Annotated in this window: 27 protein-coding genes; 10 read left to right on the plus strand and 17 right to left on the minus strand. The window is 67.7% G+C overall.

The genetic code is table 11. From position 1 onward, the window contains the following. Positions 1 to 265: 265 nt before the first annotated feature. From K5L49_RS11780 to K5L49_RS11800, 5 genes are all read right to left on the minus strand, one after another. A complete protein-coding gene (locus K5L49_RS11780) occupies positions 266 to 559 on the minus strand; it encodes a hypothetical protein (protein WP_223692966.1) in 294 nt (97 codons plus the stop codon). Further along, a complete protein-coding gene (locus K5L49_RS11785) occupies positions 546 to 983 on the minus strand; it encodes a flagellar export chaperone FliS (RefSeq protein WP_223692967.1) in 438 nt (145 codons plus the stop codon). Before K5L49_RS11785 ends, K5L49_RS11780 begins: the two co-directional genes overlap by 14 nt. Further along, entirely contained in the window at positions 980 to 2,365 is a 1,386-nt protein-coding gene (gene fliD / locus K5L49_RS11790; protein WP_223692968.1) for a flagellar filament capping protein FliD, read from the minus strand. Before fliD ends, K5L49_RS11785 begins: the two co-directional genes overlap by 4 nt. A 115-nt stretch (positions 2,366 to 2,480) precedes the next feature. Next, positions 2,481 to 3,314, minus strand: coding sequence for a flagellin N-terminal helical domain-containing protein (locus K5L49_RS11795; RefSeq protein ID WP_223692969.1), 834 nt, complete (start codon positions 3,312 to 3,314; stop codon positions 2,481 to 2,483). Positions 3,315 to 3,432: 118 nt separating this feature from the next. After that, positions 3,433 to 4,251, minus strand: a complete 819-nt coding sequence (locus K5L49_RS11800) for a sigma-70 family RNA polymerase sigma factor (protein WP_223692971.1) — start codon at positions 4,249 to 4,251, stop codon at positions 3,433 to 3,435. A 442-nt stretch (positions 4,252 to 4,693) separates the two neighbouring features. On the opposite strand from K5L49_RS11800, the gene flgN reads away from it, so the two are divergent. From flgN to fliW, 5 genes are read left to right on the plus strand one after another with little or no spacing between them, the layout of a single operon-like run. After that, positions 4,694 to 5,188 (plus strand): flagellar export chaperone FlgN, encoded by a 495-nt coding sequence (gene flgN / locus K5L49_RS11805; protein ID WP_223692973.1) that lies wholly within the window; start codon positions 4,694 to 4,696, stop codon positions 5,186 to 5,188. An 11-nt stretch (positions 5,189 to 5,199) separates the two neighbouring features. Further along, positions 5,200 to 5,730 (plus strand): flagellar basal body protein, encoded by a 531-nt coding sequence (locus K5L49_RS11810; protein WP_223692974.1) that lies wholly within the window; start codon positions 5,200 to 5,202, stop codon positions 5,728 to 5,730. Next, positions 5,652 to 6,623: a FlgK family flagellar hook-associated protein gene (locus K5L49_RS11815; RefSeq protein WP_374107707.1), complete on the plus strand. Its 972-nt coding sequence runs from the start codon at positions 5,652 to 5,654 to the stop codon at positions 6,621 to 6,623. The genes K5L49_RS11810 and K5L49_RS11815 overlap by 79 nt, the downstream gene beginning before the upstream one ends. A gap of 3 nt (positions 6,624 to 6,626) precedes the next feature. Beyond that, a complete protein-coding gene (gene flgL / locus K5L49_RS11820) occupies positions 6,627 to 7,511 on the plus strand; it encodes a flagellar hook-associated protein FlgL (protein ID WP_223692977.1) in 885 nt (294 codons plus the stop codon). After that, positions 7,508 to 7,900 (plus strand): flagellar assembly protein FliW, encoded by a 393-nt coding sequence (gene fliW, locus K5L49_RS11825; protein ID WP_223692979.1) that lies wholly within the window; start codon positions 7,508 to 7,510, stop codon positions 7,898 to 7,900. The genes flgL and fliW overlap by 4 nt, the downstream gene beginning before the upstream one ends. Before the next feature lie 49 nt (positions 7,901 to 7,949). Here fliW and K5L49_RS11830 read toward each other — a convergent pair whose 3' ends face one another. Beyond that, complete coding sequence (locus tag K5L49_RS11830) at positions 7,950 to 9,251, minus strand: serine hydrolase domain-containing protein (protein WP_223692981.1); 1,302 nt, start codon at positions 9,249 to 9,251, stop codon at positions 7,950 to 7,952. A gap of 69 nt (positions 9,252 to 9,320) precedes the next feature. Between K5L49_RS11830 and K5L49_RS11835 the strand changes: the two genes are divergently transcribed. The 4 genes from K5L49_RS11835 to K5L49_RS11850 all read left to right on the plus strand — a co-directional run bounded on the left by K5L49_RS11835 (position 9,321) and on the right by K5L49_RS11850 (position 11,481). Beyond that, positions 9,321 to 9,623 (plus strand): DUF2470 domain-containing protein, encoded by a 303-nt coding sequence (locus K5L49_RS11835; protein ID WP_223692983.1) that lies wholly within the window; start codon positions 9,321 to 9,323, stop codon positions 9,621 to 9,623. 95 nt (positions 9,624 to 9,718) lie between these two features. Further along, positions 9,719 to 10,132: a DUF4383 domain-containing protein gene (locus K5L49_RS11840; RefSeq protein WP_223692985.1), complete on the plus strand. Its 414-nt coding sequence runs from the start codon at positions 9,719 to 9,721 to the stop codon at positions 10,130 to 10,132. A gap of 25 nt (positions 10,133 to 10,157) precedes the next feature. Continuing rightward, positions 10,158 to 10,742 carry a hypothetical protein gene (locus K5L49_RS11845; RefSeq protein ID WP_223692987.1) on the plus strand — a complete coding sequence of 195 codons (585 nt, stop codon included), beginning with the start codon at positions 10,158 to 10,160 and terminating at the stop codon, positions 10,740 to 10,742. A gap of 91 nt (positions 10,743 to 10,833) precedes the next feature. After that, positions 10,834 to 11,481, plus strand: coding sequence for a biliverdin-producing heme oxygenase (locus K5L49_RS11850; protein ID WP_223692989.1), 648 nt, complete (start codon positions 10,834 to 10,836; stop codon positions 11,479 to 11,481). Positions 11,482 to 11,533: 52 nt separating this feature from the next. On the opposite strand, the gene K5L49_RS11855 is transcribed toward K5L49_RS11850, so the two are convergent. Beyond that, positions 11,534 to 11,887: an FHA domain-containing protein gene (locus K5L49_RS11855; RefSeq protein WP_223692991.1), complete on the minus strand. Its 354-nt coding sequence runs from the start codon at positions 11,885 to 11,887 to the stop codon at positions 11,534 to 11,536. Positions 11,888 to 11,924: 37 nt separating this feature from the next. Next, entirely contained in the window at positions 11,925 to 13,202 is a 1,278-nt protein-coding gene (locus tag K5L49_RS11860; protein WP_223692993.1) for an ATP-dependent DNA helicase, read from the minus strand. An 88-nt stretch (positions 13,203 to 13,290) separates the two neighbouring features. On the opposite strand from K5L49_RS11860, the gene K5L49_RS11865 reads away from it, so the two are divergent. Further along, complete coding sequence (locus K5L49_RS11865; RefSeq protein ID WP_223692994.1) at positions 13,291 to 14,364, plus strand: hypothetical protein; 1,074 nt, start codon at positions 13,291 to 13,293, stop codon at positions 14,362 to 14,364. Between the two features lie 48 nt (positions 14,365 to 14,412). Here K5L49_RS11865 and K5L49_RS11870 read toward each other — a convergent pair whose 3' ends face one another. The 9 genes from K5L49_RS11870 to K5L49_RS11910 form a co-directional block, all read right to left on the minus strand. Next, entirely contained in the window at positions 14,413 to 16,323 is a 1,911-nt protein-coding gene (locus tag K5L49_RS11870) for a bifunctional copper resistance protein CopD/cytochrome c oxidase assembly protein (RefSeq protein ID WP_263299293.1), read from the minus strand. 189 nt (positions 16,324 to 16,512) lie between these two features. After that, positions 16,513 to 16,800 carry an HU family DNA-binding protein gene (locus K5L49_RS11875; RefSeq protein WP_223692998.1) on the minus strand — a complete coding sequence of 96 codons (288 nt, stop codon included), beginning with the start codon at positions 16,798 to 16,800 and terminating at the stop codon, positions 16,513 to 16,515. A gap of 359 nt (positions 16,801 to 17,159) precedes the next feature. Continuing rightward, the gene (rpsN, locus tag K5L49_RS11880; RefSeq protein WP_223693000.1) at positions 17,160 to 17,465 is read right to left on the minus strand and encodes a 30S ribosomal protein S14; all 306 of its coding nucleotides are present in this window, start codon (positions 17,463 to 17,465) and stop codon (positions 17,160 to 17,162) included. Between the two features lie 3 nt (positions 17,466 to 17,468). Further along, entirely contained in the window at positions 17,469 to 17,636 is a 168-nt protein-coding gene (gene rpmG / locus K5L49_RS11885) for a 50S ribosomal protein L33 (RefSeq protein ID WP_027692168.1), read from the minus strand. After that, positions 17,636 to 17,872 (minus strand): 50S ribosomal protein L28, encoded by a 237-nt coding sequence (gene rpmB, locus K5L49_RS11890; protein WP_055857759.1) that lies wholly within the window; start codon positions 17,870 to 17,872, stop codon positions 17,636 to 17,638. The genes rpmG and rpmB overlap by 1 nt, the downstream gene beginning before the upstream one ends. A 267-nt stretch (positions 17,873 to 18,139) precedes the next feature. Then, on the minus strand, positions 18,140 to 18,532 hold the full coding sequence (locus K5L49_RS11895; protein ID WP_223693001.1) for a Fur family transcriptional regulator: 393 nt from the start codon (positions 18,530 to 18,532) through the stop codon (positions 18,140 to 18,142). Between the two features lie 9 nt (positions 18,533 to 18,541). Then, positions 18,542 to 19,423, minus strand: coding sequence for a metal ABC transporter permease (locus tag K5L49_RS11900; RefSeq protein WP_223693002.1), 882 nt, complete (start codon positions 19,421 to 19,423; stop codon positions 18,542 to 18,544). Further along, entirely contained in the window at positions 19,420 to 20,304 is an 885-nt protein-coding gene (locus K5L49_RS11905) for a metal ABC transporter ATP-binding protein (RefSeq protein WP_223693003.1), read from the minus strand. Before K5L49_RS11905 ends, K5L49_RS11900 begins: the two co-directional genes overlap by 4 nt. Continuing rightward, positions 20,301 to 21,224, minus strand: coding sequence for a metal ABC transporter solute-binding protein, Zn/Mn family (locus K5L49_RS11910; RefSeq protein ID WP_223693004.1), 924 nt, complete (start codon positions 21,222 to 21,224; stop codon positions 20,301 to 20,303). Before K5L49_RS11910 ends, K5L49_RS11905 begins: the two co-directional genes overlap by 4 nt. Positions 21,225 to 21,239 lie beyond the last annotated feature (15 nt).

Raw genomic sequence — 21,239 nt, forward strand, 5'->3', positions numbered from 1 at the left:
GTCCGCGTCGGTGAACGCCGGATGAACTCAGCCGATTTCTCACAGAGTCATCCACAGCTCTCCACACCACTCGAATTACACGAAGGTAATTTCGAAGGAACGTTCGAAGATCACAGAATGCGAACAAAATCGCTGATCGGAAGCTCTTTCAAGCAAGACACGCCCGCGTGCAGATGAACATCCCGCGCGTGTCCTCCACACCTTTGCACCGATCATCCACCAGTTGTCCCCAGCGTTATCCACAGGCGGGAACCGGCGAGGCCGCTCAGCCGATCAGGTCGAAATAGACCGGATGCGCGCCGACCTCGGCGGCCGGAACCGCACGCACCGCAGCGAGGTGCTTCGCGGTGGTCTGTCGAACATCCTCGAGGTAGCGGATCGTGTGCGCCTGGGCCTCGATGATGCGGGCCGCGCGCTCCACCAGCTCGGGCGGAATCGGTCCGAGAGCGATCGGCGGGCGCCAGGGCACCGGGTCGATCTGGGCGAGGGCATCCTGCAGGTCGTCCTCGAACCGGCGGAGGGCCTCTTCCCACTCGGCCCGTCCGTCAGGCGACGCCAAGATCCCGGTCCCGTCCCTGCCCGACCTCGGCGCTCGCGGCCGGAAGGGCGGCGGCGGCCTCGTGCCAGGTCTGACGCAGCGGCTCGACGAGCGAGATCGCCTCGCGCACCCGATCCGCGTCGCGGTCGATGTTGCCGTACACGATCAGGTCGGCCACATAGGTGTACAGCTGCAGCAGACCATCGGCGCCGTCCCACGCGTCGAGACGGAGCGATGAGGCGAGCTCGGCCACGATCTGGTCCGCGTGGCGCAGGTTCTCCCAGGCCACCGGCCAGTTCTGGGCCTCCAATGCGGTCTCCGCGCGTGTGAGGTCGAGCACGAGCCTGTCGTAGAGCATCGTGAGCAGCCGCACCGGGGAGGCGGAGAGGACCGCGTCGCGGCCGTACTGCGAGATCCGGGTCGCGGCCCCGTTCAGGAGGCTCACGACGAACTCGACGAGAGAGAGGCGAGCTGCCCGGTCAGCCACGACGACTGCGACTGCAGCTTCTGCAATTGGACTTCGAGGTTCGCATAGGTCTTCTCCAGGCTGGAGCGACGGTCGGACAGCCGCGTATCCCAGTTGCTGATCTGGTCGTTGAGGCTCTTGACCGTCTTCTGCTCGCCGGCGATCTTCGTGGTGATCGTTCCGTCGTACTTGTCGCTGACCTGTTTGGCGGCGTCGGCCACCCGGCCGGCGATCGTCTGCACGGCGGCCTTGACCTTGTCGGGATCAACCGCGAGCGCCGCCGCGAACTTGTCTTTGTCGAAGGCGATGGTTCCATCGCGCGTGATGCTGATGCCGTAGGTCGAGGGCGAGACGCCATCGATGGGGCCGCTGGCCGACGAGAGGATCTTCTGATTGGCGTCGCGCACCGTGGAGTCGCCCGTGAAGGCGCCGGCGGTCACGACCGTGCCCCCGGTGGAGTTGGTGGTCGAGGTCACCGCCTGCTTCTGGGCGATGGAGGCGAAGATGTCGGCGAGGCTGGCGACGAGTGAGGCGGCGACGGCGGTGATCCCGGCATCGTCGCGCGCGACCGTCAGCGAGACGGGGGCGGTGGTGGGAGCCGTCACGGTCAGCGAGACACCCGGCAGCACATCCGTGAAGGTGTTGGTGGAAGAGGTGACCGTCTGCGCGGCGCCGCTTCCCGCCCACAGGGTGAGCTGAGCATCCTGGGCGGCACGCACCTGCGCTGCGCCCGGATCGGTGAGCAGATCGGTCGCCGAGCCGGCGGCGACATCGGCGGGCGTTCCGCGGTAGGCGGTGAACGCACCGGCCTCGCCGGTCTTCGTCGAGCTGAGCTGCAGACGATAGAGCTGCTGCCCGCTGGAGGGGTCGAGCCCGGCGGCCACGCGGGTGGCGCTGACGCCCACACCGGCCTTGTTGATGGCCGCGGCCACATCGGCCATATCCGAGCTGGCGGCGGTGACCTGCGTCGTCTTGCCGTCGGCGGTGACGAAGGTGAGCACGGGCGGTTGGTCCGGCCACTGCGTGAGCGGACCGGTCACGGTCACCTGCGACTGCGCGACCCGGTCCACGGTGAAGTCGATCGTGCCGTCGGTGGCCCCGGGGCCGGCCGTCGCAGCGACCGTGGTGGAGCTGCTCGTCACAGTGTGCAGGTCGACGGCGGGGGCCTTGCTCGATTTGGTCCCCAGGTCGGCCAGCGCGGCGATCTTCGTGTTGAGCGCCTGCATCGCAGTGATGTAGGTCTGCGACTGTGTCGCCTTGCTCTTGAGCAGGGTCTGAGGCACCGCCTCGGCCTGCATCAGCTGGTCGATCAACGCGGTCGTGCTGAGCCCGCTGATGAGCCCGTCGATGGCCATGCCCATGATTCGCCGCCTCCCTCGGTGCGGTGGGTGTTACCGGAGTACAGAGGCGGCCGGGATGCGTTTTGGGGATCGCATCCCGGCCGCCGGCTTGTCAGCTGGTCGGCCGGTCGGTCGACTAGCGGAGAAGCTGGAGAACGCCCTGGCCGGACTGGTTGGCCTGAGCGAGCATCGCGGTGCCGGCCTGCGACAGGATGTTGGAGCGGGTGTACTTCACCATCTCCTCCGCCATGTCGGTGTCGGTGATGCGCGACGATGCAGCCGAGAGGTTCTCCTTGGAGACGCTCAGGCTGCGGATGGTGCTCTCGAACCGGTTCTGTGCGGCACCGAGGCTGGCGCGCGCGGTCGACACGGCGGTGATCTGGGTGTCCAGAGCCGCGATCGAGGTCAGCGCGTTGGCAGCGGTGTCGAACGTGAGCGCTCCGACCGCGGTGGCGACCGTCGTGACGTTGGCCCCGGTGAGGTCGACGTCGATCTGGTCGTTGGCGGCGACCGAGCCCGCGCCGACCTGGAAGGTCAGCTTGGCGTTGGAGCCGTCGAGCAGCTGGATGCCGTTGAAGTTGGCGTCGCCCGCGATGCGGTTGAGCTCCTTCGTCAGCTCGTCGACCTCGGTCTTGATCGCGCCACGCGAGTCCGCGTTGTTCGAGTCGTTGCCGGCCTGAACCGCCAGGTCGCGCACGCGCTGCAGGATCGAGTGGACTTCGGTGAGCTGACCTTCAGCGGTCTGCACGACGCTGATGCCGTCCTGAGCGTTGCGGGCGGCGACGGTGAGGCCGCCGACCTGCGACTTCAGGCCCTGCGAGATGGCCAGGCCGGCCGCGTCGTCCGCCGCACGGTTGATGCGAAGGCCGCTGGACAGCTTCTCAAGCGACTTCGACAGGTCGCTCTGAGTGTTGTTCAGGTTGCGGTAGGCGTTGTTGGCCGCCACGTTGGTGTTGATCTGCATACCCATGATTGCTTTTCCTCCATGACTTGGGCTGACTTACCGCCGCCCATCCGTGGGCGACATCGTGTTCTATCGACCGGTCCGCGCATCCCGTTAGGCGCGATGCGGGAGTTTCCGCAACCGGTCAGGAGGCGTTGCGTGCGGAGGTGGTGGTCGGATGCGGTGCGAGCCTGGCCACGTTCGAGACCGCGTGCTGGGCGAGCCGGGCGAGGTAGGCGCTGCGCCGGGCCTGGGAGGTCTTCGCCTCGATCACCTCGGGGTCGCCTTCGTCGGCGTAGTGGGTCGCCATTCCTTCGCGCATCAGACGGATCGCCTCCGAGCGCTGCTGCGAGACCGCGGAATGGGTGATGCCGAGCTCATCGGCGATCTCGGTGACCGTGCGGTCGTCGAAGTAGATCGCCTGCACGATGGAGCGCATCCGCTCGGGCAGGGCCTCGACGGCGGCACGCACATAGGCGGTCTGTTCGCCGGCAAGCAAGGAGTCCTCCGGCGAGACCGCGTCGGACACGAGGAAGATCTCGGTGGTCTCGTCGATCGTGGTGACCGAGCGGGCGGCGTCGGAGAGGCCGGCACTGGCCGTCTCCCGATCGACACCGAGCGCGTTCGCGATCTCGTCGACGGTCGGCGTGCGGCCGAGCCCGGCGGTCAGGCTCTCCTGCACCGCCGTCGTCTCTTTGATGCGTTTGCGGGCGGAGCGTGTCGCCCAATCGCTCGCGCGCATCTCGTCGGCGAACGCGCCGACGATGCGGGTGCGGGCGTAGGCGCCGAAGGGGATGCCGAGCGTCGGATCGAACGCGTTGGCGGCGGTCACGAGGGCCAGCGCGCCGGCGGAGGCCAGGTCGTCGCGCGAGAGATGCGTCGCGCGGGCACACAGGTCGGAGACGAGGTAGCCGACGAGCGGCAGGTTCTCGACGACGAGCGTGTTGCGTTCGGTCCGGTTCACGCGGGCGACCCCTGTCTTGGTTTGCCGATCGTCGCGCCTTGCGTCGTGTCGGGCGACGGGGTGCGAATCGGTGCTTGTGGTGCTGTGGATGCTCGGTCAGGGTCGGGTACCGAACAGGCGCTAGGGTCTTTCGCTGTTCACGCTAACAACGCGACACGGCCGAATACTTGTATTCCTTGCCCCCACAACGGGGAGGGCCCTACCCCCAGTACCGGGGATACGGTTCAGGCGATCCCCAGGTCGACGGCCGTCACATCGGCACCGCTCCACGTGCACATCCGAATGCTGTGAGAAGAGAGAGGGAGTTCAGCGATTTCACGGCACGCCGCCCCTAACATCGTCCCCAACCGTGCCGATGGTTCACCCTGACGGCGAGCGGACGCGCGCCGAGACCCGAGGGGACCAGGTGCGCACATCGACTCACGAGGAAGTTGGTAGCGACATGGCCGCGAGCGAACTGTCAGCGCAGCTCTGGAAGGAACGCGAGCTGCTGGAGTTGCTGCTCTTCAAGCTCGAGGAAGAGCAGTTGCTGCTCACCGCCGGCAAGTCGCGCTGGGTCTCCCATGCCACCCGCGAGGTCGAACAGGTCATGACGCGGATGCGCTCCGTCGGTCTCGCCCGCACCGTCGAGGTGGCCTCGCTGGCCGAAGAGTGGGGGATCAGCCCCGACTCGTCCCTCCGCGAGCTCGTTGCCGCGGCGCCCGACGGCATCTGGGCCGATATCTTCTCCGCACACCTGGCCGCGATGATCGAACTCACCGGTCACGTCGCCGATGTGCGCGACACCAACGAACGCCTGCTGCGCGAGGCCGCCCGCTCCACCCAGGAGACGCTGAGCGGCCTTGCGGGCCCCGGCGGAGACCCCGGCGTCTACGGGGCCGGCGGCGAGAGCCGCCCCGGCGCCACCACCGCAAGACTCTTCGATACGGAAGCGTAGGACGTGCCCCGATGAGCACCTTCAGCGGCCTGAACACCGCATACACCGGCCTCGTGGCCGCCAAGACCGGCCTCGACGTGGTCGGCCAGAACATCGCCAACGCGGGAACCGCCGGCTACACCCGCCAACGCGTGACCAGCTCGGGCGTTCCGGCCCTGAACTCGGCCGGCCTCTTCACCGGTGGCGTCCGCCCCGGCCAGGGCGTGAGCATCGACGGCATCCAGCGGCTCGACGACGCGGCCCTGGATGCGCGAGTGCGCACCACCGCGGCCCTCTCCGGCTACTCCGGCATCCGGGCCGCCGCGCTCGCCACTCTCGAATCCTCGCTCAACGAGCCCGGGACCAATGGCATCTCGGCCCAGCTGCAGAAGTTCTGGTCGGCCTGGCACGACGTCGCCAACCAGTCGGGGAGCAGGCGCCCGCCGGGGTTCTGCTCGGCCAAGCGGCAACACTCGCCACCCAGATCGCGCAAGGATACCGCGCCGTCGACGACCAGTGGACGTCGCTTCGTACGAACGTCGACGGCATGGTCTCCGACCTGAACCAGGCGGCGAGTCAGGTGGCCGAGCTGAACGGACGCATCCGTTCCACGCTTGCGGCGGGCGGGTCGGCCAACGAGCTCATGGACATGCGCGACCGGCTCACCACCACCATCGCGAATCTCTCCGGCGGGGTGACCCGCGCCAACGACGACGGCACCGTCGACGTGCTGATCGGCGGGAACGCGATCGTCGCCGGCACCACCTTCAACGCCGTGCAGGCGGCAGGCGCGCGGCGCATGGGTGATGCCACCGGCGACCCGGTGCGGCTGGAGTGGGCGCACCGGCCCGGCTCCGCCATCGCGATGGAAGGCGGGGCCCTGTCGGGTGCGATCTCCACGCTCGCGCCGGCCGACGCATCCGGAACCGGCGGGGTGCTCGCCGAGGCGGCCGCCGGGTACAACGCGTTCGCGGTCGGCCTCGCGCAGCAGGTGAACGACGTCCACCGCACCGGCTCGACCCCCACCGGCACCACCGGCCTCGACTTCTTCGCGATCGACCCGACGAAGCCCGCCGCTCTCGGCCTCTCGGTCGTGCCCACCGGCGTCGACCAGATCGCCGCGGGCAAGCCCGGCTCGGGCGGCAGTGACGGCAGTATCGCGGATGCGATCGCCCAGCTCGGTGCCGGACCGAACGCCGTCGACAAGCAGTGGGGCGCCTTCGTGGTGCGCATCGGTGTGGCGAGCAAGACCGAGAGACAGCAGTCCGACCTCGCCGACCTCGCCACGAACTCGGCCATCTCGGCCCAGCTGTCGAACTCCTCCGTCGACCTCGACGAAGAGAACATGAACCTGCTGACGTTCCAGCACGCCTACCAGGGCGCCGCACGCGTCATGACCGCCGTCGACGAAGCCCTCGACACACTCATCAACCACACCGGATTGGTCGGGAGGTAACCCGTGTTCACCCGCGTCACCAACGCCACCCAGACGCTCAATGCGCAGCACAACCTGCAGGCGAACCTGCAACGCCAGGCCGCGCTCTACGATCAGGCGACCAGCCGCAAGCTGATCACCCGCCCGTCGGACGACCCCACGGCGACGGCGAGTGCACTCGGCGTTCGCGCCGATCAGAGCGCGACCGCGCAGTACTCCCGCAACGCCGACAACGGCAATGCCTGGCTCACCACGGCCGACTCCACGCTGACATCGGTGGAGTCGATCATGGGCCGCGTGCGAGACCTCACCGTTCAGGGTGCCAACGACGGCGCCCTCTCGCCCGAGGCCAAGGAATCCATCGCCACCGAGCTCGACGGGCTCAAGAAGAGCCTGCTGGCCCTGGCGAACACCAGCTACCTCGGTCGCACCGTCTTCGCCGGCAACTCGGATGCGGGCGTCGCGTTCCAGCCCGACTACAGCTTCACGGGGGTCGTCGGGAGTACAGTCGAACGCAGAATCGGCTCCGACTCCACCGTGCGGGTGGATGCCGACGGCGCGGCGGCGTTCGGTACCGGCGCATCCTCGGTGTTCGCCCTCATCGACAACACCGTCAACGATCTGCGGACCGGTGTCAACGTGGGGCCGCGGCTGGCCGAGATCGACGATCGGATGAAAGCAATCGTGGGAGAACACGCGGAGATCGGCGGCCGTCAGACACGCATCGACAAGGCGAAAGACACCCTCGCCACCAATGCCAACTCGCTTGAGGCGCAGCGCTCCGGCCTCGAGGATGTCGACCTCAGCAAGGTGCTGCTCGACCTCAAGACACAGGACGTGAACTACCAGGCCGCGCTGGCGGTCACCGCCCGTGTGCTGCAGCCCACGCTGATGGACTTCCTGCGATGAGCGCCGCGACCGTCCTGCGTTTCGTCACCCCGCCTCCCGGACTCGAGCCGCTCGTCGACTTCAGGCTCGACCCCGTGACGGGCGCTTCGGGTCTGTTCACGCTGCAAGCCGTCGACCGCCCCGAGGTTCGCATCTTCACGATCGACGCCGCCGCCCACCTCCCCGGGTACTCGCCCGAGCTCCCGGATGATCGCGCCCGCGAGATCGGGGTCGCCTCGGCCGAGGAAGTGCTCGCGCTCGTCGTCGTCACTCCGTCACCGGAGGGGAGCACGGTCAACCTGCTCGCGCCCGTGCTGGTGAACCGGGCCACCGGCGCGAGCCTGCAGCTCGTGCTCGACGACGACTCGTTCCCCGTCCGAGCCGAACTTGCGGCCCTCGCGAACGCTTAGACCCTCGGGGCCGCTTACACCCTCGGGGCCGCTTAGACCGTCGGGGCCGCTATTTCTTCGGTGTGCAGGAGGCGGTTCTGGCGAGCTCGGCGACGGTCTGGTCTTCCGACCAGGGCAGGCCGGTCACGGCCTTCGTGCCCTTCTGCGTCACCGGAGCCTTCGCCGCGATCGACACCAGCCGCTGGGCGAGCGCCTGGATGAAGGCGACGCCCGGCGTGGAGTTGTTGAGGGCGACCACCACGGTCAGCCCTGAGGTGGGGTCGCTGAACATCGCGGAGAGGTAGCCGGGCACAGCGCCGACGTTGCCGCGCAACGGCCCGAGCATCAATGTGCCGAGACCGTACTTCTGCCAGCTCGCGCCGATCGTGATGCCGTTCGCCTGCGCCTTCGCCGATGTGCCGGAGACCAGCGCGCCGGTGGCGAGCGCCTGCACGAAGCTCTTGAGGTCGGAGACGTTCGACACCACGCCCATCGCCGTCCAGCCCATCGAGGGGGAGAGCTCCGGCATCGCGGTCGGCTTCTCACACACCCGGGCGCCCGCGGCGTCGAGCGGGGTCACGTAGCCGGTCGGATGCGCACCGGGCACGGTCACCTGCGCGTCCGAGGGGAGCGAGGTGCCGTTCATCCCGAGCCGACCGAAGACGTAGGTGTTGTAGAGGTCGGTCCAGCTCTTGCCGCTGGCGTTCTGCAGGGCCATGCCGAGGAGCACGAAGTTGGTGGCCGAGAGACCGTACTTCTCGCCGGGCTTGCCGAATGGCTTGGCTGCGATCCCGTCGCTCACCAATTCGAGCTGCGGCCACTCGCGCGTGGGGTTCGCCACGAACTCGGCGGCGAGCTCGCTGGCGTAGTCGCCGACACCCGAGGTGTTCTGGCACAGTTCGCGCAGCGTGATGCCGTCGACACCGACCATCCCCGGCAGGTATTTGGAGACCGCATCGTCCAATCGCACGGTGCCGTCATCGACAAGCCCGAGCAGCACAGTGCAGGTCATCGGCATGGTGTTCTGCGCGATACGGAAGTTCATGTCGGCCGAGACGGGGGTTGTACCTTTCGCCGTCGTCGTGCCGAGACCAGAGACCCAGCTCCCGGACCACGGTGCCCACACACCGACCAGCGCGGCGGAGGCGTCGGATTGCTTCATCGCATCCTCGACGGCCGATCGGAGCTTGCCCTTCACCTCCGCACCGAACCCGCCAGACGCCTGCGAGGGAAGCCGGGAGCCCGGATCGACATGACCGGTGCAGGCCGTGAGCACGAGGGCGAGCACCGCTGCCAGAACGACGACGGTCGACCCTCTCGTACCGGATGTCCGCCGGCTCATCTGCCACCCCCCGATGGTTCGTCTGCTCACTGCATTGAATTCTAGCGGGAGTTCGACCGGCATCCCGTCGGTCCAGGAGCGTGGCCTAGCATCGAGGTCATGCAGAGCTTCAGCCCCGAGGTCGTCGACGCCGTCCTCCGTCACATGAACAGCGACCACCGTGACGACAACCTCGTCATCGTGCGGGCGAACGGCGCCCCGGACGCGTCGACGGCCACGATGACCGGCCTGGATGCGACCGGCGGAGTGTGGACCGTCACCACCACCCCGCACGCGGCGCAGACCGAACTGCACGTGCCGTGGACCATCCCCGTCGTGGAGCGACCCGACATCCGCAAAGCAGTGGTCTTCCTCTACCGCGCGGCCTGCGCCGACCTCGGCATCGAGCCGCGTTCGGAGTAGCCGGGCGAGAGCGGGCCAATCCGTTCTGCGCTGTCCTTCCGAACACAGGATGATCACGACGATCGTCGTGCTCATCCAATAGGAGGGATCTTGCCATGCGCACTTCACCGAATCGCCTGGTCGCCACCATTTTCGGCGCCGTCTACCTCGTGGTCGGACTTCTCGGCTTCGCCTACACCGGCGGCGTCGGATTCGTCGCGACCAAAGGAGGGCTGATCCTCGGGATCTTCGAGGTCAACCCGCTGCACAACGTCGCCCACCTGCTGATCGGAGCGGCGCTGCTCATCGCGGGCCTCACCCGGGTGGCGGCGGCCAAAGCGGTCAACACCACTGTGGGAGCCGTCTACCTTCTTCTCGGAATCGTCGGCTTCTTCCTGGTCGGCACGGGGGCGAACATCCTCGCCCTGAACACGCCCGACCACTTCCTGCACCTCGTGAGCGCCATCGTGCTGCTCGGTGTCGGACTCGGCGCCGAGAAGACCGCGCGCACGAACTCGGCCGTCGCCTGACGACCACCACGACGAGCCTGTGCTGATGAACACCGTCTCGGTGCCCCGGGCGCCGACCTCCGGGGTGATGGCGGGGTCGGAACACTCGGCGACGGCGACGATCGTCTCCCCGCCCGTCCGGGCCTGGCTCGCCGTGGTCGCGCTCGGCGCTGGGCTGTTGCACGCAGCTCTCGCGGCGAGCGCCCCCCTCCCGGCCCTGATCGTCCTCGCGACGATCGGGGCCGCGGAGCTCGGGTGGGCCGCCCTCACGTTCGCGCGCGAACACCCACCGCTGCTGCGTGCCGCTCTCTTCCTCTCCCTGGCGCCGATCGCGGCCTGGGCCGCCGTCGCCTCGATCGGCGCGGCCACCGAGGCCGGCACCATTCTCGCCCTGCCACCCCTGCCCCTCGGCGTCGCTTCGGCGCTCGATCTGACCGTCGCCCTGACCATCGCGATCGTATTGCGACGGCACCGACCGGCCGCGCGGAACGCAAGCGCATTGCGCTTCGTCATCGCGCTCACCCTGAGCGCCGCCGTGGTGTGCGCCGTCACCATCCCGGCACTCGGTCAGACGGATGCGGGGGTCGCCGCTGTCGACGTGCACCTGCTCCACGGCGGCCACCAGCATTGAGTCCGCTGCGAACCCCGGGTGAGGGGGTGCGCATCCCGACGGCGTTCCCCTAAACTTAGGTCACCCTTACCTCATCGACCTCTGGAGCATCGTGGCCGACATCATCCCCTTCTCGCAAGCGCTTCGCGAGCGCACCCGCACCGATCACGGCTCGAGCGAGGGCGCCGGGTTCATGCAGAACCTGATGACCGGCAAAGGAACCCGCGACGACTACATCGCGCTCGTCGCCCAGCATTACTTCATCTATGAGGCGCTGGAGGCAGCCGCCGCCGCGATGAGCGACGACGAGGTCGCCTCCGCGTTCATCACACCGAAGCTCACCCGGCTCCCGGCCATCGTCGCCGATCTCGAATTCCTGCTCGGTCCGGACTGGCGCGACCGCGTCGCCCCGCTCCCGACCACGGTGCGCTACGTCGAGCGCATCCACGAGGTCGCCGGAACCTGGGCGGGAGGGTTCGTCGCCCACCACTACACCCGATACCTCGGCGACCTCTCCGGCGGCCAGATCATCCGCACCCTGATGCAGCGGCAGTTCGGTTTCGAGACGAACGGCGTCGGCTTCTACCTCTTCGCCGAGATCGCGAAACCCAAAGAGTTCAAAGACGTCTACCGAGCGCAGCTCGACGCCGTGGCCTGGGATGCCGCCGAACGCGAGCGGGTGATCGACGAAGTCATCCTCGCCTACCGGTTCAACACCGAGCTCTTCGAAGACCTCGCGGCCGCGAAAGCCGCCGCCTGAGCTCCGGCCGCCACCGCCCCACCCCGCTCGACCCCACCCCGCTCGGCGTCGGTCAGCGCCGACTGAGTGCGAACGACGCCCGGCCGAACCGGACGACCGACCCCGGGTCGACCTCATGGCGGGTCTTCGGGTCGCAGGCGTAGGCGCCGTCGCCCGGGTACTCGATCGTCGTGCCGTTCGCCGACCCCAGGTCGAGCACCCAGAACACGTCCTCGTACTGCCCGAAGGCGAGGTGGGCGCGCGACACCGACTTGGTGTCATCGGGCACGATGATGAGCTCGACGTGCGCCGGGTCGTCGAGTTCGGTTCCGGGCACGTATACAGCCGGGTTCCGGCCGATAACCCCGTTCCCCGTGGTCTCCACACGCTGCCCGTCACTGAAGTCGAGAACGTACGTCACAGCCATCTTCTCCTCCATCCACGTCGCCGATCCGATCCGGGGCTCAGCGCGGTGTGCGCATGAACCGCTCGACATCCGGGTCGACCATGATGTCGCTCGGGCGCAGGGGCCGGCTCAGGTAGAGGCCGTCGAGCGAGGTGATCCGGCTGAGCGCCACATAGGTCTGTCCCGGGCTGAAAGCCCGGTGGCCGAGGTCGACGATCGCCGAGTCGTAGGTCTTGCCCTGCGATTTGTGGATGGTGACCGCCCACGCCAGCCGCAGCGGGAATTGGGTGAACTCGGCCACCACATCTTTGGTGAGCTTCTTGGTGGCAGGGGAGTACGAGTACTTGAACTTCTCCCAGATCGCCGGCTCCACCTCGTGGATCTCTCCATCGACCTCCACGAAGACGTTCGAGTCGATGCGGGTCACCGTTCCGATGGTGCCGTTCACCCACCGCGGCCCATCGCCCTGGCCCGCGTCATTGCGGAGGAACATCACCTGGGCGCCCACCTTGAGTTCGAGCGCCTCCTCGGCCGGGTACGCCCGGCCGCCGAAGTCGCCGCTCACCTCCGCCTTGGCCGTGAGCGCGCGGCCGGGAAGCCGACTCAAAGCCTGCGCATTGATGCGGTTCACCGTGTCGTTGCGGGTTGCCAGCGTGATGGTTCCGTCGTGAGGCGCCTCCCGCGCTCCCGTCTCGTTGAGGCGGTCGGCGATCTCCTTGGTCACCCGACCGTGCCGCACCGCATTCAACATGTACTTGAAGTCGGATTCGTGCTGCCGGTGCACCTCCACCAGCTCGACGATCTTCAGCTCGACCTCGGTCCACACCTTGGCGTCGAAGAACCACATCGACCGGTAGGTGTCGGCGAAGTAGGCGCGCTCCTCGGGATCCCCGGGAACGGGGGCGAGCTGGTATGGATCGCCGAAGAGCACGACCTGCACCCCGCCGAACACCTCAGCCGGTTTCTGGCGTGCCTGCCGCAGGCTGCGGTCGATCGCATCCATCAGGTCGGCGTTGACCATGGAGATCTCGTCGACCACCAGCGTGTCGATGCTGTTGAGCAGTTTGCGCAGTTCGGCGCTCTGTTCGATGTCGTGGTCGGCGATCACGCCGATCGGCAGCCGGAACAGCGAATGGACGGTCTGCCCGCCCACATTGAGCGCCGCCACCCCGGTCGGCGCGGTGATCACGAGCGACTTCTCGGTGTTCCAGGCGAGATGGTTCAGCAGTGTGGACTTGCCCGTGCCGGCGCGGCCTGTCACGAACACATGTTCGCGGGTGTTCTCGATCAGCTCGAACACCGTCTGCTGCTCGGGGGTGAGGGAAAGCCGACCCATCCGCGTCCTTCCTCGCTCGACCTGCCGAACCACTCTAGCCCGCCACCACCGCGCCGGGCGGTTCTCCACAGGACCTTAGGATGTCCTCATGGGCGGGGATGAGTCGGGGAGCGCGTCTTCGCATCCCCTCGCCGCGCTCTCGGTCCGAACCCGCGCGATCCTGATCTGGGGCGGCGTCGCCGTGCTCCTCGTCGTCGCATTCGCTGCCGCGCTCGGTGCCCTGCAACGCGGCGTGTACAGCGCCGGCGGTTTCGTCTCGGCCTATGTGACGTCGCTCGCCGATCGCGACGTCGACGCAGCGCTGCAGATGCCCGGCGCCGACCCCACCACCGCCTCCCTCACCGACGACGGTCTGCCGGCGAAGCCCTCGCGCGAGCTCCTCCGGGCCGATGTGCTGCCGACGATCCGGCAGGTACGTGTGCTGAGCGACGACGAACTGGTGTCGGGGGAGCATCTCGTGACGCTGGGTGCCCGCGTCGACGGCCACCCCGTCACGGTGCGCTTCCAGGTGCGGCAGACCGGCGCGGTGCTCGGCATCCTCCCCACCTGGCGGTTCAGTGCCACACCACTGACGGTGGCGCACATCACGGTCGAGCACGCAGACACCTTCACGGTGGCCGGCCACACCCTCGACCCGCGCGCCGTGGCCGCCCAGCCGGTGAACGCGTTCACTGTGACCGCCGACTATCTCGTCTTCGCACCGGGGGTCTACGACCTCGGCCACGAATCGAAGTACCTGAGCGCACCCACCAGCACGCTCACGGCTGCCGCGCCCGGCCGCCTCGTCAACGTCGCTGTCGTCGCCGAACCCACCAGAGCGCTTGTCGCCCAGATCGGCGAACAGCTGCACTCCTACCTCGACGCCTGCGCGAAACAGCAGGTGCTCCAACCCGCCGGATGCCCGTTCGGCGTCACCATCGACGATCGCGTCGAGGGCCTTCCCTCGTGGTCGATCGCCAAATATCCGCCGGTCACCCTCGCCGCGGGGGACGACGGGTGGACGATGCCCGAGACGGCGGGCGCCGCTCATCTCTCGGTCACCGTTCAATCGCTTTTCGACGGCAGCATCGACCGGCGATCGTCTGACGAGCCCTTCACGGTCTCACTCTCCGCCATCAGCATCCGCGACGACGGCGCCGTGGACATCACCGTCTCCGGCTGACATCGGGTCACCGAGGCAGTCGGGTCACCGAGGCAGTCGGGAAATGGATCAGCGAGCGGCGCCGTCGCGGGCCGCGAGACGAGCGAGCTGGGCGTTGTACTCATTGAGCTCGGCCTCGCCCGTGCGGTCGGCGTTGCGGTCGCGGCGCTTCGTCTCCCTGTCGTCGGTCCGACTCCATTGGATCGCCACGACGATGGCCAGGATGACCGTGGGGATCTCCCCGACACTCCACGCGATCCCGCCGCCGGTCTGCTGGTCCACGATCGGGGTCGCCCCCCAGGTGCGACCCATCGCACCGAACCAATCCGCCAAGAGCAGCCCCTGGTTGGTCATGATCGAGAGGCCGAAGAACGCGTGGAAGGCCATCGTTCCGAGCAACAGGAGCAACCGGAACGGATACGCGAGCCGGTACTTCACCGGGTCGATGCCGATGAGCGACTGCACGAACAGATAGCCGGTGATCAGGAAGTGGGTGATCATCCACTCGTGGCCGATGTGATCGGTCGTCGCCCAGCGGAACAGGGGCGTGTAGTAGAACAACCACAGCGAACCGGCGAACAGGATCGCGGCGACGATCGGATTGGTGAGGAATCCTGCGACGCGCGAATGCACCGCGAGCAGGATCCACTCCCGGCCGCCGCGCGATCCGTCGGTTCGCTTGCGGATCGACCGGAGGGCGAGCGTGATGGGAGCTCCCGGGACGAGCAGCAGCGGCACCATCATGGTGAGCACCATGTGCGCCAGCATGTGCTGCGAGAACAGGTACTTCTCGTAGACGTTGATGCCGCCCGATGTGATGTAGAACAGCAGCAGAATGCCGGCCACCCAGAACACCGTGCGGTGGATCGGCCACTTGTCGCCGCGCACGCGCAGCCGGCGCACCCCCGCGAAGTAGAAGAACAGGGCGAACGCGCAGGCGAGCACCCAGAGCAGGTCGAAGTTCCAGAGGGTGACGAGGCGCGTCCAGGTCAGTTCCGGTGGCAGCACCTGCCCGGTCAGGATCTCAGCGGGCGTCGGTGCAGCACCGAGCTTCTCCGCCACCGGCGTCGCGGTTCGCGCGAGCGCGGCGGCCACCCCGGATGCGATACCCATGAACGCCAGCTCGGCCGTCACCATCCACCAGAACAGGCTGCGCTTGTCGCTCGCCTTGAGCCGGCCGATCAGGAAGCGCCGCTGGAAGGCGCCGAAGAGGCCGAGCACGACCAGCGCAGCGACCTTGACGAGCACCAGGATGCCGTACGGCGTCGCGAGCTGCGCCAGCGTTCCGACGCGCAGCTCGGCGTTCACATAGCCTGAGGCGGCGACCACGACGAACGAGATGATCGCCAGCGTCGAATAGCGTTCGAGCACCGGCACGATGCGGGCGCCGTCGAGCGTTCGCCGCACGATCACGAGGGTGAGTAGTCCGCCCAGCCAGAGGCCGGCGAAGAGCACGTGCAACCCGAACGAGGTGACGGCCGCATCATGCCCGGCCGCATCCGCACTGTGTCCCTGCTGGGCCATCGGGATGAGCGAGGTGAGCGCCAGGGCGGTCACGAAGACGATCGCCGTGTGGTTGCGCACCGCGAAGCAGAGCACCGTGACAGCCGCCGCGATGAGCGTGATTCCGAGCCAGGCCTGGCCGATCGACACGCTCGTGATGAACGAGCTCAGGCCGTTGCTGAAGGTGTCGTCGAACGAGAACGGCACATTGGAGACACTCACGAAGGTGAAGAGCCCGGTGACCGCACTCGCCACCGTCATCACCCCGGCCGACGCAGCCGCGAAGTCGAGGGCCTTGCCGTATTCCGGCTTGTCCTGACTGAACGCGAAGCAGGCGAGGACGAGGGCGCCGATCGCCCCAGCGGCGCTCAGGTTGACCACGAGCGTCGACGCCGGGAGGCCCCACCGCACCAGGGCGCCCGGATCGGCGAGGAGCGGCGCCTCTGCGCCACCGCCGAAAGCCAACGCCGCGATCATCGCGATCACGGCGACGATCAGCAGCACAGCGGGAGCGGCCACCCGGATGATTCTTGGCACCCGCCAAGCCTACGTCGCCCGCGCTGGGAGCCCGCACACAGCACGCGGGGACCGCAAGCGCCCTCAGGGGCCGGGAACGACGAAGGGGACACCGCCTGAGCGATGTCCCCTTCGAGGAAGCGGGTGAGACTACTTGACGGCAGCCTTGAGCTTCGAGCCGGCGGTCAGCTTGACGCGGTGGCCGGCAGCGATCTTGATCTCGGCACCGGTCTGCGGGTTGCGGCCGGTGCGCGCGGCGGTGGCGGTGCGCTCGGCGGCGAGCCAGCCCGGGATGGTGACCTTGCCACCGTTGGCGACGGTCTCCGCGATGGTGGCGAAGAAAGCGTCGAGCACGCCACCGACGGCAGCCTGGCTCTGACCCGACGACGCGGCGATAGCGGCAACGAGCTCGGTCTTGTTCAGCGACTTGTCAGCCATTGAGTGTCCTCCTCGGACCTTGTGCTGTCTATACAGCTTCTTAGTGGAACGGTTGAGGCCACGCGGGCCGTATCGTTTGGTCGGTTTGACCGCCTCGAATGTATCAGAATCCCGCGAGAACACGCGGATTTTCGGCGTTTCGCGGCAACTTCGCCCGTCACACGCGTCGCACAGGTGCTCCCCGGGTCACTCTGCAACGGTGCCACGCCGTCATCCACTCTTCTCGCAACCGGTTCTCAGGAGACTTCGCGTCGAATCCGCGACGGGGCGGCGGGAGAACGGCGGGGAGGCGGCGGGAGAACGCCGAAGGGGTGCCCGGCCGAAGCCGGACACCCCTTCGGATGCGTCTGTCGCGCTGCTTACCAGCTGGACTTGGTGATACCGGGCAGTTCGCCGCGGTGCGCCATGTCGCGGAAGCGTACACGCGAGATGCCGAACTTGCTGAGGTTTCCGCGCGGGCGGCCGTCCACGGCGTCGCGGTTGCGAACGCGGATCGGCGAAGCGTCGCGGGGGAGCTTCTGCAGGCCGAGGCGGGCCGCTTCACGCGACTCGTCGGTGCCGTTCGGGTCGACGAGAGCCTTCTTGAGCTCGAGGCGCTTGGCGGCGTAACGCTCGACGATTACCTTGCGCTGCTCGTTCTTGGCGATCTTGGATGTCTTGGCCATGTCTTAGCGCTCCTCTCGGAAGTCCACGTGCTTGCGCACAACGGGGTCGTACTTCTTGAGCACGAGACGGTCGGGGTCGTTGCGGCGGTTCTTCTTGGTCACGTAGGTGTAACCGGTTCCAGCCGTCGAACGAAGCTTGATGATCGGACGAACGTCCTGCTGCTTTGCCATTAGATCTTCTCCCCACGGGCCAGGAGGTCCTTGACCACGGACTCGATGCCACGGGCGTCGATGACCTTGATGCCCTTGGCGCTCAGCGTCAGGGTCACGTTACGGCGAAGCGACGGAACGAAGTACGTCTTCTTCTGGATGTTCGGGTCGAAACGGCGCTTGGTGCGCCGGTGCGAGTGCGAGATGTTGTGACCGAAGCCGGGAACGGCTCCTGTCACCTGGCACACTGCTGCCATTGTCTTTTCTCCAATACCGCGGAGCCGGATGCTCCGCCCAAGGTCACTTGTCGGCACGCTCGATCCCGTGTTTCTTTCGAAGGTCGGGGATCTGCGTACGATCTGAGCAGGAGAGGCCCACTCAGCCAAACATCAATACTACGTGACGGATGCACTCCCGCCAAATGCGGCGACGGCTCCTGGTCACTATCAACTGATCGTCCTCGTGCCGGCATCAGCGAACCGGGGCGAGATCTACCGCAGCGTCTGAGCTTCGAGCGGGATTGATCAGCCGGCGACGGCGCGCGAGCAGTTCTCGCACAACCCGAACACGTCGACGACGTGCTGTGCTTGCGTGAAACCGTGGGAGGCGGCGGCGGCCTGGGCCCACTGTTCCACCGCATCCGCCTCGATCTCGACCGTGAGGCCGCAATTGCGGCAGATGAGGTGGTGGTGGTGCCCGGTGGTGCAGGCCCGGTAGAGGCTTTCCCCTTCGGGGGACTGCAACGAGTCCGCATCACCTTCGGCGGCGAGGTCGGCGAGCGCCCGGTAGACCGTTGCGAGCCCGATGGGGGAGCCGGTCTCATGCAGCGACAGATGAAGTCCTTGCGCGCTGATGAAGCCTTCCGTGGAGGTCAGTGCCTCTCGGACGGCTTCGCGCTGCCAGGTGTTTCGCTTCACGCCTCTAGGCTAGCCCGCCTGCCTCACGAGTCGCCGTGAGCCGGTGCGGGCGCCGACGAGCCGGCAGACCACGTAGATGACGAAGGAGATGGTGGTGACGTAGGGGCTGATCGGCAGGGAGCCGCCGAGCGCCAGCATGATGCCGCCCACCACCGAGGTCAGCGCGAAGCCCACACTCAGCAGCGGGACGACGAGCGGCGACGAGGAGACCCGCATCGCGGCGGCGGCCGGCGTGACGAGCAGCGAGAGCACGAGCAGTGCGCCGACGATCTGCACCGAGACGGCGACGGCGAGGCCGAGCAGCACCATGAATGCGAGCGAGATGAATCGCACCGGTACGCCGCGGGAGGCCGCGACATCCGCATCCAGGCTGTCGAAGGCGAGCGGACGCCAGATGAGCAACAGGCCGATGAGCACCACTGCGCCGATCGCCATCAGCCAGCCGAGCTGGGGGTCGTCGACCGAGACGATCTGCCCGGTGAGCAGGCCGAACTTGTTGGCACTGCGGCCCGGGTAGAGGGCGAGGAACAGGATGCCGAGGCCGAGGCCGAACGGCATGAGCACAGCGATGATCGAGTTGCGGTCGCGGGCTTTCGCGCCGAGGAGGCCGATCAGGATGGCGGCGACGAGCGAGCCCGCCAGAGAACCGATCACCACATTCGCCCCGAAGAGCAGCGCCGCCGCCGCACCGGCGAACGAGAGCTCACTGATCCCGTGCACGGCGAACGCCATGTCGCGCTGCATCACGAAGACGCCGATGAGACCGCCGACGATGCCGAGCACGGCCCCGGCGAAGATCGAGTTCTTCACGAGGGCGAGCAGTTCGCCGTAGTTCGCGAAGTTGAACAGCTGCGACCACAGATCGGGGGAGTCGGCGAGGTGCGCGATCATGCGGCGGGCTCCTCGTGGGGGAGTCGGGAGTGGTCGTGGTGGTCGTGCGTCTCAGCATCAGGGATGCCCACCACCACGATGCGGCCACGACTGCGGATGACGTCGACCGGGGTTCCGTACAGATCGGTGAGGACCTCGCTGCGCAGCACCTCATCCGGGGTGCCTTCGCGGAACCGCCCTCCGGCCAGATACAGCACTTTGTCGACCATCCCGAGCACGGGGTTGACGTCGTGCGTGACGAACACCACGGCGCTGTCATGCTCGCGCCGTCGACGGTCGATGAGCTCGCTCACGCCGCGCTGGTGCTGCAGGTCGAGTGAGAGCAGCGGCTCGTCGCAGAGGAGCAGCGCCGGATCTCCGGCGAGGGCCTGGCCGACACGCAGGCGCTGCTGCTCGCCGCCGGAGAGGCTGCCCACAGGCACATCCGCGTAGCGGCGCGCGCCGACGGCGTCGATGAGGTCTTCCACCTGGGCACGGTCGGCGCGGGTGGGGATCGGCAACCCCCAGCGGTGGCCGTTGACGCCCAGCGCCACAAGGTCGCGCGCGCGCATCGGCGTGCCCGGTGCGATCAGCTTCTGCTGCGGGATGTACCCGATGCGTCGGTCGCCTCGGCGCACGGGATGCCCGTCGAACTCGATCGTTCCCGAGTCGAGCTGCTGTTGGCCGAGGATCGTCTTGAGCAGGCTCGTCTTGCCGGACCCGTTCGGGCCGAGCACCGCGACGAACTCGCCGGCGTGCACGTCGATACTGAGACCGCTCCACAGGGTTCGGGAGCCGAATCCGAGGTTCGCCTGGCGCAGGCTGAGCACCACCGGGCGTTCATCCGGTGCGGCGACCCGCTCCAGCGGTTCGGCGTCGTGCCCGTCGGCGGTCGGCGTCATTCGCCGAGTGCCGTGGCCACGGCGTTCAGGTTGTCCGTCATCCAGCTGAGGTAGTCCTTGCCGCTCGGGAGGGTCTCGGTGACCGGCACGATCGCGACACCGGCGCTCTTGGCGGCGGCGAGGACCTTCTCGGTCTCCGGGCCACTGGTCTGCTCATTGTAGGCGAGCAGTTTCACCGAGCCGCTGCTGTAAAGGTCGAGCGTCTGCTGCAGCACGGCGGGGGAGACGTCCGTGCCTTCCTCGATCGCTGCGCTGAACGGGTGCGGGGTCTTGTTGTCGAGACCGATCGCGTCGAGCAGGTAGAGCGGAACGGGTTCCGTGATGGAGGCGCCCTCGCCGGCGTACTTCAGTTTCAGTGCGGCCTCGCGGTTCTCGAGGCCGGTCAGCTTGGCGACGAAGGCGTCGCCGTTCTTCTGGAAGGTGGCCGCCTGGGATGCGTCGGCCTTCGACAGCGCCGCCACGAGTTTCTGCGTCAGCTTCTGCACGGTGGGGAAGTCGTACCAGACATGCTCGTTGAGCTCGCCGCCGACCGCCTTCTTGCCGGAGATGTCGACGGCGTTGAGAACGGTGGCCCTTTCGTTGCCCGACGATGAGAGCATGGTGCCCATGAAGTCGTCGTAGCCGCCGCCGTTCTCGATCACGATGTTCGCTTTCGAGATCTGCAGCTGGTTCTGGGCACTGGCCTCGAAGGAGTGCGGGTCTTGGGCCGGGTTGCTCATGATGGAGGTGACCTGCACGGCGTCGCCGGCGATGGTCTTGGCGATGTCGCCGTAGACGTTGGTGCTGGCGACGATGGAGAGTTCGCCGCTCGTGGCGCTGTCGGAGGCGCCGGCGGTACCGGAGCATCCGGTGAGGGCGAGCGCGGTGATGGCCGCCGCGGCGGGCATGGCCAGGAGGGAGACGATGGTTCGCGTCTTCATGCAGGGGACCTGTCT

Source organism: Leifsonia poae (assembly GCF_020009625.1).
Classification (GTDB): domain Bacteria; phylum Actinomycetota; class Actinomycetes; order Actinomycetales; family Microbacteriaceae; genus Leifsonia; species Leifsonia poae_A.

What these genes read in the sequence shown, in the direction of transcription:
- fliD (WP_223692968.1), bottom strand. Translation starts at nt 2,365, where the DNA reads ATGGGCATGGCCATCGACGGGCTCATCAGCGGGCTCAGCACGACCGCG.
- K5L49_RS11840 (WP_223692985.1), top strand. Translation starts at nt 9,719, where the DNA reads ATGCGCACTTCACCGAATCGCCTGGTCGCCACCATTTTCGGCGCCGTC.
- rpmB (WP_055857759.1), bottom strand. Translation starts at nt 17,872, where the DNA reads ATGGCAGCAGTGTGCCAGGTGACAGGAGCCGTTCCCGGCTTCGGTCAC.
- K5L49_RS11795 (WP_223692969.1), bottom strand. Translation starts at nt 3,314, where the DNA reads ATGGGTATGCAGATCAACACCAACGTGGCGGCCAACAACGCCTACCGC.
- K5L49_RS11910 (WP_223693004.1), bottom strand. Translation starts at nt 21,224, where the DNA reads ATGAAGACGCGAACCATCGTCTCCCTCCTGGCCATGCCCGCCGCGGCG.
- K5L49_RS11865 (WP_223692994.1), top strand. Translation starts at nt 13,291, where the DNA reads ATGGGCGGGGATGAGTCGGGGAGCGCGTCTTCGCATCCCCTCGCCGCG.
- fliW (WP_223692979.1), top strand. Translation starts at nt 7,508, where the DNA reads ATGAGCGCCGCGACCGTCCTGCGTTTCGTCACCCCGCCTCCCGGACTC.
- K5L49_RS11875 (WP_223692998.1), bottom strand. Translation starts at nt 16,800, where the DNA reads ATGGCTGACAAGTCGCTGAACAAGACCGAGCTCGTTGCCGCTATCGCC.
- K5L49_RS11855 (WP_223692991.1), bottom strand. Translation starts at nt 11,887, where the DNA reads ATGGCTGTGACGTACGTTCTCGACTTCAGTGACGGGCAGCGTGTGGAG.
- K5L49_RS11835 (WP_223692983.1), top strand. Translation starts at nt 9,321, where the DNA reads ATGCAGAGCTTCAGCCCCGAGGTCGTCGACGCCGTCCTCCGTCACATG.
- K5L49_RS11845 (WP_223692987.1), top strand. Translation starts at nt 10,158, where the DNA reads ATGAACACCGTCTCGGTGCCCCGGGCGCCGACCTCCGGGGTGATGGCG.
- rpmG (WP_027692168.1), bottom strand. Translation starts at nt 17,636, where the DNA reads ATGGCAAAGCAGCAGGACGTTCGTCCGATCATCAAGCTTCGTTCGACG.
- K5L49_RS11810 (WP_223692974.1), top strand. Translation starts at nt 5,200, where the DNA reads ATGAGCACCTTCAGCGGCCTGAACACCGCATACACCGGCCTCGTGGCC.
- rpsN (WP_223693000.1), bottom strand. Translation starts at nt 17,465, where the DNA reads ATGGCCAAGACATCCAAGATCGCCAAGAACGAGCAGCGCAAGGTAATC.
- K5L49_RS11870 (WP_263299293.1), bottom strand. Translation starts at nt 16,323, where the DNA reads ATGATCGCGGCGTTGGCTTTCGGCGGTGGCGCAGAGGCGCCGCTCCTC.
- K5L49_RS11905 (WP_223693003.1), bottom strand. Translation starts at nt 20,304, where the DNA reads ATGACGCCGACCGCCGACGGGCACGACGCCGAACCGCTGGAGCGGGTC.
- K5L49_RS11860 (WP_223692993.1), bottom strand. Translation starts at nt 13,202, where the DNA reads ATGGGTCGGCTTTCCCTCACCCCCGAGCAGCAGACGGTGTTCGAGCTG.
- K5L49_RS11900 (WP_223693002.1), bottom strand. Translation starts at nt 19,423, where the DNA reads ATGATCGCGCACCTCGCCGACTCCCCCGATCTGTGGTCGCAGCTGTTC.
- flgN (WP_223692973.1), top strand. Translation starts at nt 4,694, where the DNA reads ATGGCCGCGAGCGAACTGTCAGCGCAGCTCTGGAAGGAACGCGAGCTG.